The organism is Streptomyces sp. NBC_00887 (assembly GCF_045207585.1).
The window spans coordinates 5,735,753-5,746,669 of sequence record NZ_CP108788.1; the positions used below are offsets into that span (position 1 = coordinate 5,735,753).

10 protein-coding genes are annotated in these 10,917 nt (G+C 70.4%); 7 read left to right on the forward strand and 3 right to left on the reverse strand.

The window, feature by feature from the left end:
• Positions 1–144: 144 nt before the first annotated feature.
• The gene (locus tag OG844_RS26240) at positions 145–1,002 is read left to right on the forward strand and encodes an RNA polymerase sigma factor SigF (RefSeq protein ID WP_383183084.1); all 858 of its coding nucleotides are present in this window, start codon (positions 145–147) and stop codon (positions 1,000–1,002) included.
• A 234-nt stretch (positions 1,003–1,236) separates the two neighbouring features.
• Positions 1,237–2,103: an RNA polymerase sigma factor SigF gene (locus OG844_RS26245; protein ID WP_329208907.1), complete on the forward strand. Its 867-nt coding sequence runs from the start codon at positions 1,237–1,239 to the stop codon at positions 2,101–2,103.
• Positions 2,104–2,412: 309 nt separating this feature from the next.
• On the opposite strand, the gene OG844_RS26250 is transcribed toward OG844_RS26245, so the two are convergent.
• Positions 2,413–2,628: a hypothetical protein gene (locus OG844_RS26250; RefSeq protein ID WP_384606402.1), complete on the reverse strand. Its 216-nt coding sequence runs from the start codon at positions 2,626–2,628 to the stop codon at positions 2,413–2,415.
• 370 nt (positions 2,629–2,998) lie between these two features.
• Between OG844_RS26250 and OG844_RS26255 the strand changes: the two genes are divergently transcribed.
• The 5 genes from OG844_RS26255 (at position 2,999) to OG844_RS26275 (ending at position 8,466) form a co-directional block, all read left to right on the forward strand.
• A complete protein-coding gene (locus OG844_RS26255; protein ID WP_406393536.1) occupies positions 2,999–3,511 on the forward strand; it encodes a MarR family winged helix-turn-helix transcriptional regulator in 513 nt (170 codons plus the stop codon).
• Between the two features lie 23 nt (positions 3,512–3,534).
• Complete coding sequence (locus tag OG844_RS26260; RefSeq protein WP_406393538.1) at positions 3,535–6,021, forward strand: MFS transporter; 2,487 nt, start codon at positions 3,535–3,537, stop codon at positions 6,019–6,021.
• A gap of 181 nt (positions 6,022–6,202) precedes the next feature.
• A complete protein-coding gene (locus tag OG844_RS26265) occupies positions 6,203–7,018 on the forward strand; it encodes a YceI family protein (protein WP_384606398.1) in 816 nt (271 codons plus the stop codon).
• A gap of 9 nt (positions 7,019–7,027) precedes the next feature.
• Positions 7,028–7,498 carry a PPOX class F420-dependent oxidoreductase gene (locus OG844_RS26270; RefSeq protein ID WP_351173178.1) on the forward strand — a complete coding sequence of 157 codons (471 nt, stop codon included), beginning with the start codon at positions 7,028–7,030 and terminating at the stop codon, positions 7,496–7,498.
• Positions 7,499–7,524: 26 nt separating this feature from the next.
• Positions 7,525–8,466 (forward strand): NAD(P)-dependent oxidoreductase, encoded by a 942-nt coding sequence (locus OG844_RS26275; RefSeq protein ID WP_406393541.1) that lies wholly within the window; start codon positions 7,525–7,527, stop codon positions 8,464–8,466.
• A gap of 10 nt (positions 8,467–8,476) precedes the next feature.
• Here the strand turns inward: OG844_RS26275 and OG844_RS26280 are convergent, their stop codons facing one another.
• Both OG844_RS26280 and OG844_RS26285 read right to left on the reverse strand, forming a co-directional pair.
• Positions 8,477–9,247: a TetR/AcrR family transcriptional regulator gene (locus OG844_RS26280; RefSeq protein WP_406393543.1), complete on the reverse strand. Its 771-nt coding sequence runs from the start codon at positions 9,245–9,247 to the stop codon at positions 8,477–8,479.
• A 107-nt stretch (positions 9,248–9,354) separates the two neighbouring features.
• Complete coding sequence (locus OG844_RS26285) at positions 9,355–10,902, reverse strand: MFS transporter (RefSeq protein ID WP_406393545.1); 1,548 nt, start codon at positions 10,900–10,902, stop codon at positions 9,355–9,357.
• Between the last annotated feature and the right edge of the window lie 15 nt (positions 10,903–10,917).

Here is a 10,917-nt window from a genome sequence, read left to right on the forward strand (position 1 = left end):
GAGGGTCTTTTCGGCATGTTTAAACCGAATCGCGCTCAACACGACTCTTTGCGGTGCTTGCACACAGTGGACATGTCTTGTGATGCTATGACCGCTTTTGACGGATGAGTTGACCGTAGTTGACCGCAAAGGGGTGGCGACACCGTGCCGGCCAGTACAGCGCCTCAAGTCCCGCCCCAGAACGTCCAGACGGACGACATCCAGACCGAGACGCCCGATCCCTCAGCGCCCACCAGAACCCGGGGCGCGGACACCAGGGCGCTCACCCAGGTGCTGTTCGGCCGGCTCAAGGGCCTCGAACCGGGCACCTCGGAACACCGCAGGGTGCGCGCCGCCCTGATCGAGGCGAACCTGCCCCTCGTGCGGTACGCCGCGGCCCGCTTCCGCAGCCGCAACGAGCCGATGGAGGACGTCGTCCAGGTCGGCACCATCGGCCTCATCAACGCCATCGACCGCTTCGACCCGGAACGCGGCGTCCAGTTCCCGACGTTCGCCATGCCGACCGTGGTCGGGGAGATCAAGCGCTACTTCCGCGACAACGTGCGCACCGTGCACGTCCCGCGGCGACTGCACGAGCTCTGGGTCCAGGTCACCGGCGCCACCGAGGATCTGACGACCGCTCACGGCCGCTCACCCACGACCGGCGAGATCGCCGAGCGGCTGAAGATCTCCGAGGACGAGGTGCTCGCCTGCATCGAGGCGGGCCGCTCCTACCACGCGACCTCGCTGGAGGCCGCCCAGGAGGGCGACGGCCTGCCGGGGCTCCTGGACCGGCTCGGCTACGAGGATCCGGCCCTCGCCGGGGTCGAACACCGCGATCTGGTACGGCATCTGCTCGTCCAGCTGCCGGAGCGCGAGCAGCGGATCCTGCTGCTGCGCTACTACAACAACCTGACCCAGTCCCAGATCAGCGCCGAACTCGGTGTCTCCCAGATGCACGTGTCAAGGCTCCTGGCCAGAAGTTTTGCCCGCCTGAGATCCGCAAACAGGATCGAGGCGTAACCGGAACGGGTAGACCGTACGGAGACCGGTTCCAGCGGCGCAAAAGCCGTACACCCCCTGTTTCCAGGGCAGTTTTGGCGCTTACTTGTCGACATGTCACTACAGCGTGTTGCCGACATGTGACATTCTGCTGGAACCGCGTTTGCCGCAGCTCTACCGCCGGTATTCAGGTGGAGGCTGCGTTCCTCCGATGGTCGTGGCCACCGCGACCGTCCGCGACCTCAAGGGGGTGGCATGTCCGCAGAACAGGGCAGCTCGAAGGTGCTCACGCTCACGAAGAGCGCACCAGCACCTGCCGTGCTCACCAGCTCATCGGAAGCCATCGACACCCGCACTCTGTCCCGCTCCCTGTTCCTGCGGCTCGCCGCGCTGGGTCCCGCATCGGGTCCCGACGGAACGGACAGTCCGGAGCGGACCTATGTGCGGGACACACTCATCGAGCTCAACCTCCCGCTCGTGCGGTACGCGGCGGCGCGGTTCCGGAGCCGTAACGAACCCATGGAGGACATCGTCCAGGTCGGCACGATCGGCCTGATCAAGGCGATCGACCGGTTCGACTGCGAGCGGGGGGTGGAGTTCCCCACGTTCGCGATGCCGACCGTGGTGGGCGAGATCAAGCGCTTCTTCCGCGACACCTCGTGGTCGGTGCGGGTTCCGCGCCGGCTCCAGGAACTGCGGCTCGCGCTCACCAAGACCAGTGACGAGCTCGCGCAGAAGCTCGACCGCTCGCCGACCGTGCCCGAGCTCGCCAAGGCGCTCGGGGTCTCCGAGGAGGACGTGGTCGACGGGCTGGCCGTCGGCAACGCCTACACGGCCTCCTCGCTGGACTCCCCGTCCCCCGAGGACGACGGCGGCGAGGGCTCGCTGGCGGACCGCCTGGGCTACGAGGACGCGGCGCTGGAAGGCGTCGAGTACCGCGAGTCCCTGAAGCCGCTGCTGGCCAAACTCGCCCCGCGCGAGCGGCAGATCATCATGCTGCGCTTCTTCGCCAACATGACCCAGTCGCAGATCGGTGAGGAGGTCGGCATCTCGCAGATGCATGTCTCACGGCTGCTGACCCGGACGCTCACCCAGCTCAGGGAGGGGCTCATCGCGGACTGACCCGTACGGGTCGGTGATTGACGGCGCATCAGCCGGTCCGGCGCGCTACGACGCCGGACACGCGGCTCCGCCGGCCGCCGGGGCACCTTGTCCACCGCCTCGGCGGCCGCGGTGCGCCCGGCGCGGTCTGCGGTCGGGCTCGTTCCCGGCCGGCAAGGCGGCCGCCGGCCGGCAGCGGGCGCCGCACCGCGTGCGGACACGGCACGACGCCCCGGCCCTCCGGCGGGCATGCCGGGGAGCCGGGGCGTCACGCCGTGGGAAGTGACAGGGATGTGACCTGAGCAGGGTCCCCGTCCGCGGGGACCGCGGTCAGCCGAGCGCGAGCCAGGCGACCGCGCCGAGGACGACGACGACCGCGACGACGACCGCGATCACCCCGGCCTTGGGCCCGGAAGACGTCGCGGCAGGCTGCTGCCTGCGCTGCGGCTCGCCCTCGTCGACGAAGGCGCGGAACATCTGCGTGCTGCCCGCCGGGTCGTGAGTGCCCTCGGGGCCCGGCTGCGGGGCGTGGGGGTTGTGTGCCATGGCCCAGGACACTAGCGAACTCAGAGGTGCCGCCCAACCCCCGGGTCCACAGCGGATGCTGCCCGTCCAAGCCGTCCACGGCCTCTTCACGCGTCCACCGAAGCGCTCCGCACCGCCTCCACGGGCCCGTCCGGCCGCTTCCCGCGGAGATTTCGCCGCTTCCCGTGGAGTGCGGCCCCGCTCGCGCTCTGTGCCGCGGAACACATCCGGCGCCGCTCACCGGCCCTGCGCTGTGGGCTTGACCGGGAGCCTACGGAGGCTTTTGCCTTCCTTTACTTCTGCAAGGGTCTTTTCGTTTGCCTGTAGCAACCAACAGCTTCTATCGTTGCCCTAAGCAACAAGATGATCCCGGGAGAAAGCTGGAGGACCGGTGGCCGCACGGAGCCAGTACGAGGAACTGGCCCGCCAGCTCAGCGCCATCGGAGCCGTCAAGAGGGGCCTCGCCCGCATCCTGCCCGCAGAGTGCCCCGGCGGTTCGGCCGCCGTGCTGACCCTGCTGTCCCGGTACGGCGAGATGCGGATCACCAGGCTCACCGAACTTCTCGCCGTGAACATGTCGGTGACCAGCCGGCACGTGGCCCACGCCGTGGACAACGGCTGGATCGAACGGTTCCCGGACCCTGCGGACAAGCGGTCCCGCATCGTGCGGCTGACCCCCGCGGGCAACGACCTGCTGGGCGAACTGTCCAGGAGGACCACGGAAATGTTCGCCCACAACCTCCCCGACTGGTCCGACGAGGACGTCGGACAACTCAACACGTTGCTGTCCCGGCTGCGCGACAGCTTCTCCTGCCGCAGCCTCGTGGGCTGCGCCCCCGGAAAGCACAGCGGCGACTGCCGCACCGGGCACTCCGACGATTCGCACACCCGTACACCTGTGTAACAGAAGCAAAGACAAGGAACTCCATGGCTACGACCACACCGACCGGTGTGCGGGGCGGCCACGCCAAGCACGGGGCATCGGACGCCCCCGACGGCACGCCGATGACACACCGCCAGATCATGGAAGCGCTCACCGGGCTGCTGCTCGGCATGTTCGTCGCGATCCTGTCGTCGACCGTCGTCTCCAACGCCCTGCCGGAGATCATTTCCGACCTCGGCGGCGGCCAGAGCGCCTACACCTGGGTCGTCACGGCCTCCCTGCTGGCCATGACCGCGACCACCCCCCTGTGGGGCAAGCTCTCCGACCTGTTCAGCAAGAAGCTGCTGGTCCAGATAGCACTGATCATCTACGTGCTCGGCTCGGTCGTGGCCGGTCTGTCGACCAGCAGCGGCATGCTCATCGTCTGCCGTGTCGTGCAGGGCATCGGAGTCGGCGGTCTCTCCGCCCTCGCCCAGATCGTGATGGCCGCGATGATCTCCCCGCGCGAGCGCGGGCGCTACAGCGGCTACCTCGGCGCGGTCTTCGCCGTCGCCACCGTGGGCGGCCCGCTGCTCGGCGGTGTCATCACCGACACCAGCTGGATGGGCTGGCGCTGGTGCTTCTACGTGGGTGTGCCGTTCGCGGTCATCGCCCTGATCGTGCTGCAGAAGACCCTGAAGCTCCCGGTCGTCAAGCGCGAGGTCAAGGTCGACTGGTCGGGCGCGTTCTTCATCAGCGCCGCCGTCTCGCTGCTGCTGCTCTGGGTGACCTTCGCGGGCGACAAGTACGACTGGGTCTCGTGGCAGACCTACACGATGCTCGCGGGCTCGGTCCTGCTCACGCTGGTCTTCGTGTTCATCGAGTCCCGTGCCAGTGAGCCGATCATCCCGTTGCGTCTCTTCCGCAACCGGACCATCACCCTGGCCTCGATCGCCTCGCTGTTCGTCGGCATCGCGATGTTCGCGGGCACCGTCTTCTTCAGCCAGTACTTCCAGCTGGCGCGCGACAAGTCGCCGACCATGTCCGGCGTCATGACCATCCCGATGATCGCCGGGCTCTTCCTCTCGTCGACGGTCTCGGGCCAGGTCATCACCAAGACGGGCCGTTGGAAGGCCTGGCTGGTCGCCGGTGGCTTCCTCGTCACCGCGGGCCTCGGGATGCTGGGCACCATCCGGTACGACACCGAGTACTGGCACATCGCCGTCTTCATGTTCGTGATGGGCCTCGGCGTCGGCATGATGATGCAGAACCTGGTCCTCGCCACGCAGAACCAGGTCGCTCCCGCCGACCTCGGCGCGGCCAGCTCCGTCGTCACGTTCTTCCGTTCGCTCGGTGGCGCCATCGGCGTCTCCGCGCTGGGCGCCGTCATGGCCAACCGCGTCACCCACTACGTCAAGGACGGCCTGGCCGACCTCGGCCCCCAGGGCGCCGCGTTCGGCCACGGCGGCACCGGCGGCGGGGGGATCCCCGACCTGGACAAGCTCCCCGCGCCGTTCCGCACCGTCATGGAGGTCGCCTACGGCCACGGTGTCGCCGACGTCTTCCTGTACGCCGCCCCGGCCGCGCTCGTGGCGTTCATCGTGACGATCTTCATCAAGGAGGTCGCGCTGAAGACGAACGCCGGCAACGACAAGGTCCCGGCCGGCGACGGGGCACCCGCCGCGGAGGCCGCCGAAGCCACCACGGGCACCACCGCGCTCGTCGCCGAAGCAACGGCCGGGGTCACCTCGGTCGAGGCCCCGGACGCCCCGGTCGTGACCGCGCAGGGAACGCCCGTACGCGGAGTGGTGCGCGGCGCCGAGGGCGCGCCTGTCGCCCGGGCGGCCGTCACGCTGATCTCGCTGGGCGGCCGACAGCTGGGGCGCTCCGTCGCCCAGGCCGACGGCGGCTACGTACTGGACGCGCCGGGCTCCGGCAGTTACGTCCTGATCGCGTCCGCCGACGGCTTCCAGCCGCAGGCCTCCACCGTGGTCGTCGGCGAGGAGCCGCTCGCGTACGACATCCTGCTCGCCGGTACGAGCGGTCTCGCCGGGACCGTACGGACCTCCGAGGGCGGCAACCCGGTCCGGGGCGCGATGGTCGTCGTGACCGACGTGCGCGGCGACGTGCTGGCCACCGGCACCTCGGGCGACGCGGGCGACTTCACCTTCGGCGAGCTGATCCCCGGCACGGTGACCGTGGCCGTGACGGCCGCCGGCTTCCGCCCGCTGGCCCTGCCGGTGGAGATCGGCGGCCAGGGAGTCACCCGGGTCGACGCGGCACTGCGGGCCGGTGCGCTGGTCCAGGGTGTCGTACGGGCCGGCTCCGGCCGGGCCCCGCTGCCCGACGCCCGGGTCACCCTCATCGACGCGGCAGGCAACGTGGTCGCGGGCTCGACGACCGGGGAGGACGGGGCGTACGCCTTCACCGACCTGGACGCGGGCGAGTACTCGGTCATCGCGACCGGTTACCCGCCGGTGGCCACCGCACTGACCGTGACGGGTGCCGGAGTCGACGACCACGACATCGAGCTCGCCCACCCCGGCGAGTAGACACGGAAGATCCACAAAGACCCCTGGCGGAACAGCGCTTCGAGCGGAGAGGCTGTGCCCGCCGGCGGAAACGGGCCCCGTGGTGGGGACGGCAGGCAGGGGACGGCCTGCTGTCCCCGCCCCGGGGCCCGACTCATTGAGTCACTGAGCAACTGAGTGATGGAGCAAGGAGAGAGCACAGATGGGACTTCGCGCACAGGTACGGACGCGGGACGGCTGGGCGGTCCAGCACGCGGTCATCACGGTGACCGACATGACGGGCGCACAGGTGCTCCGGGCCGCCGCCGACGAGAACGGTTCCGTCCGCACCGACGACCGTCTGCAGGCCGGCGCGTACACGGTGATCGTCACAGCGGTCGGCTACGCACCCGCCGCCTCCACCGCCCTCGTCACGGCCAGTGGCCGGGTCGAGGCCGGCACCGTCGTGCTCACCCGGCAGGGCGGTGTGGAGCTGCCGCCGCCGGGCACCTGGTCGCTGGACCCGGTGCACTCCTCGGTGGCCGCGGTCGCGCAGCACCTGGGAATCTCCAGCGTGCACGGCCGGTTCACCGAATTCGGCGGCCGGATCGAGATCGCACAGGACGTCCAGCGCTCCCGGGTGGAGGCCTTCATCACCCCGGCCAGCATCGACACGGGCAACGGCATGCGCGACAAGCACCTGCGCTCGCCCGACTTCCTGGACGTGGAGCGGTTCCCGGAGATCACCTACCGCTCGCGCGCCCTGACCCCGGCGGGACCGGACCGCTGGACGGTCGACGGCGTGCTCACGATGCACGGCGTGGCCCGTGACGTCGACCTGGACCTCAGCTACCTCGGCACCGGCCCCGACCCGTGGGGCGGGGTGCGGGCGGCCTTCCACGCAACGGCCGAACTGCGCCGCGAGGACTTCGCCATGAACTACAACCAGGTGGTGCAGGCGGGCATCTCCGCGATCGGTACGACGCTGCGGGTGGAGCTGGACATCCAGGCCGTGCAGGGGGAATCCGTACCGGCATAGGGTTGCCGCATGGCACCGAACATCGCGACCAACACCACCGTGGAGCTCGCCGGACTGCTGGACTTCGTACGGCCGCGGCACCGGGCGATCCTGCTGACCACCCGGGCCGACGGCCGCCCCCAGGGCTCCCCGCTGACCTGCGGCGTCGACGACGCGGGCCGGATCGTCGTCTCGACCTACCCCGAACGGGCCAAGACCCGCAACGCCAAGCGGGACGAGCGGGTCAGCGTGATCGTCCTGTCGGACGAGTGGAACGGCCCGTGGGTGCAGATCGACGGCTCGGCCGAGGTGATCGACTCACCGGAGTCGGTCGAGCCGCTCGTCGAGTACTTCCGGAACATCTCCGGTGAGCACCCGGACTGGGACGAGTACCGGGCGGCGATGGTGAAGCAGGGGAAGTCCCTCATCCGGATCACCCCGGAGCGCTGGGGCCCGGTCGCCACCGGCGGTTTCCCCGCCCACCTGGCCACAGGCGGCTGACCCGTCCCATGATGCCGTCCCGACCGATGCCCCGCCCCGACCTGCTCGCGCGGGCCGAGCTCCTGGCCTCGCCCTCCCTCGACGCGTCCGTGGTCGGGGGGCTGGAGCGGATCACCGGGCGCCCGGCGGGACGCGCGTCCGGTACCGCGCCCGAGGGGCCGTTCCTGTACGCGGGTGACACGCTGCCCGGAACCCTGCGCACCGGACAGCTGCTGTGGTTCCACAGCGTCAACGCGGGTACGGACGCGCTGCTGGCCGCCGGACCGTGGCCCGAAGGGGCGCTGCTGACCCGGACAGTGGGCCGGATGGGTGAGCGGATCGCCCAGTACGTGCTGGCCTGGGTGCTCGCCGAATGCCAGTCCGTTCCGGAGCACACGGCACAGCACACCGAGGCCCGGTGGCGCCGCATCCCGTCCGAACTCGCCGCCGGTCAGACCGTCGTCGTCCACGGCACCGGGCGCATCGGCTCCGCCGTCGCCGGTCTGCTGAGGGCGTGTTCGCTGCGCACGGTGGGTGTCTGCCGCACGCCTCACGGCGTACCGCCGGGCTTCGACCGGGTGATCGCCGCCGGCGGGGACGAGGAGAAGGCTGTGTTGGCCGAAGCCCGGTGGGTGGTGTCCGCCCTCCCGCTGACGGCCGCCACGGAGCGGTTCTTCGACGGCGCACGGTTCACCGCGATGAAGGGCGCCTCCTTCGTGAACGTCGGCCGGGGCGCATGCGTGGACATGGCGGCACTGGAGGCCGCCCTGCGTGCCGGGACGGTGCGACGGGCCGTCCTCGACGTGCTGCCCGACGAGCCCGCGGGCCCCGACTACACCGCCTGGAAGCTGCCGCGCACGGTGATCACCTCGCACTCGGCGGGCATCACGGCCGACGAGGACGTCGTCACGGACTTCGCGGCCTGCTGGGAGGCGGTGGCCGGGGGGCGACGTCCCGCACTCGCCGTGGACACGGGGCGCGGTTACTGACGCCGCGGGGCTACCGGCGGACTGCCCGTTCGCACATCGCTTCGATGCCCGCGATCAGGAGGTCCAGCGCGAACACGAAGTCCCGCTCGCGCATCTCCTCGACGGTGTCCCCGCCGCGCGCGGCCATGATGGCTTCCGAGGTCTGCACGATGTGCCGGTGCTCCGGATGGGAGCGGATCGTGCCCATGGCCTGCCGGAAGTACGCGTCCTGGCTCAGCCCGGCCTGCGCCGAACGCTGCAGGAAATGGCCCTCGATGGTGCCGAACCCGTAGACGAACTGGAAGACGGCCGACATCGCACCCGACTGGTGTTCCAGGGGCAGCCCGGTGGCCCGGATGACGTCCTGGACCGCGTACGAGAACAGCATCGAGTGCGGGCCGATGTTCAGGAAGCTCCCGGCGAGTGCCGAGGCCCACGGGTGCGCCACCAGCATCCGCCGGTAGCTGGTGGCCAGTTCGCGCAGCCGCTCGCGCCAGCCCGTGTCCTCCCGGGGCGGCGCGATCTCCCCGAAGACGGTGTCCAGGGCCAGTTCCAGCAGGTCGTCCTTGGTGTCGACGTACCAGTAGAGGGACATCGCCGTGACGTCGAGATCGGCGGCGAGGCGGCGCATGGAGAACTTGGCGAGGCCCTCGGAGTCCAGCAGCCGTACGCTCGCCGCGGTGATCCTGTCCCGGTCGAGGCCGGCCGGCTGATCCGTCCTGCGGCCGCGCGAAGGGGTTCGCCGGTCCAGCCACACACTGATCCGTACAGGGTTGTTCGCACCGTCCGCCGCGGACCCCATGACGCACTCTCCTCGACTCGCGACGGTACGGACTGCCCAGTGTGTCCGTCTCAACGGGCTGCCGTACGGAGCGGATGACACCCCTCCGTACGGCACTCCGTCCGATGCTATGCCCGCTCCGGTGCCCGCTGCTCGGGCCGAGGGTCCTCGGCGGACACCGCCTCCTCCGCGCGCTCCGCCCGGCGCAGCAGTACGGCGGCCAGCAGGCCGCCCGCCAGAACCGCCACCGCGCCGACCAGCTGACTGGCCTCCAGGCCCGAGGCGAAGGCATCGGTGATCCGCTGCCGTTCCCCCTCGCCGTCGGCGGCGGCGAGCGCCGCAGGCAGGGAGGCCGCCCCGACGGCCGCCGGTACGAGAGCGGCGAACCGCGAGTTCAGCACGGCGCCGAGCACGGCGACCCCGAGCCCGTTGCCGAACTCGGCGAGCGTGCCGTTGACCCCGGCACCGACGCCCGCCTTCTCCGGCGGGATGGCGCTCATGATCGCGTTGGCCATGGCGGGCATGGCGAGCGCGATGCCGGCGCCCATGACGACCAGGCCGAGCAGCATGCCGCCGTACCCCTGGCGGCCGAGCAGGGCGATGGCCCCGAGCCCGGCGGCCAGCAGGCTCATCCCGGCGGCGATGGTGGCGGGCGTCCCCGTCCTCGGGACGAGGCGGGCGCCGAGCCCGGTGAGGTTGAGGGCCACCACGGTGAGTGCGAGCGGTGCCGTGCGCAGACCGGCCTCCAGCGGCCCGTACCCGAGGACGAACTGGAGGTGCTGGGTGAGCAGGAAGAGCGAACCGCCCATCCCGAAGGCGACAAGGATCGCCCCCGCGACCGCGCCGATGAACTTCTGGTTGCGGAAGAAGTGCATGTCCAGCATCGGGTACGGGATGTGGAGCTCCCACAGGACGAATCCGGTGAGCACGGCGACGCCCGTGAAGGCGGTCAGCAGGACCTGGCCGGAGCCCCAGCCGTGTTCCGGGCCGGAGATGATCGCGTACACGACGGCGGCCATGCCGATGGTGGAGAGCAGTGCGCCGAGCAGGTCAGGACGGTCGCCCCGGGGGTTCTTGGACTCGGGGACGAGCCGGACGACGGCGATCACGCCGATGACGGCCACCGGGATGTTGACCAGGAAGATCGCGCCCCACCAGAAGTGGTCGAGCATCACGCCGCCGACGAGCGGCCCGACGGCGAAGCCCAGGGAGTTGACGGTGGACCAGATGCCGATCGCCTTGACGCGCTCGGTGTCGTCGAAGATCTGCACGACGACGGCCAGGGTGGTGGTGATCAGCAGGGCGCCGCCGATGCCCATCCCCGCGCGGGCGGCGATCAGCTGCCCGGAGGACTGGGCGAGTCCGGCCACCAGCGAGCCGATACCGAACAGCACGAGGCCGGCGACGAGCATCTTCTTGCGGCCGTAGCGGTCGGAGGCGCTCCCCGCCGTGAGCAGCAGTCCGGACTGGACGAGCGAGTAGGCGTTGATCATCCACTGCACATCGGCGGTGGACGCGTTCAGCTCCGTGGTGAGGGAGGGGATCGCGACGTTCAGGACGGTGTTGTCGAGCAGCACGGTGAGCTGGGCGAGACAGATGACGCCGAGGATCAGCCAGCGCTGCGGATGGCCTCCCCGGGGGGCGAGATCGTTCTGCTCGGCGGCGGTCGCCGTCATGCGGGCTCCTGGATT

Excerpts from the sequence above, each read along its gene's own strand:
- OG844_RS26275 (WP_406393541.1), top strand. The coding sequence starts at position 7,525 with ATGCCCCGCCCCGACCTGCTCGCGCGGGCCGAGCTCCTGGCCTCGCCC.
- OG844_RS26250 (WP_384606402.1), bottom strand. The coding sequence starts at position 2,628 with ATGGCACACAACCCCCACGCCCCGCAGCCGGGCCCCGAGGGCACTCAC.
- OG844_RS26285 (WP_406393545.1), bottom strand. The coding sequence starts at position 10,902 with ATGACGGCGACCGCCGCCGAGCAGAACGATCTCGCCCCCCGGGGAGGC.
- OG844_RS26245 (WP_329208907.1), top strand. The coding sequence starts at position 1,237 with ATGTCCGCAGAACAGGGCAGCTCGAAGGTGCTCACGCTCACGAAGAGC.
- OG844_RS26280 (WP_406393543.1), bottom strand. The coding sequence starts at position 9,247 with ATGGGGTCCGCGGCGGACGGTGCGAACAACCCTGTACGGATCAGTGTG.
- OG844_RS26260 (WP_406393538.1), top strand. The coding sequence starts at position 3,535 with ATGGCTACGACCACACCGACCGGTGTGCGGGGCGGCCACGCCAAGCAC.
- OG844_RS26270 (WP_351173178.1), top strand. The coding sequence starts at position 7,028 with ATGGCACCGAACATCGCGACCAACACCACCGTGGAGCTCGCCGGACTG.
- OG844_RS26265 (WP_384606398.1), top strand. The coding sequence starts at position 6,203 with ATGGGACTTCGCGCACAGGTACGGACGCGGGACGGCTGGGCGGTCCAG.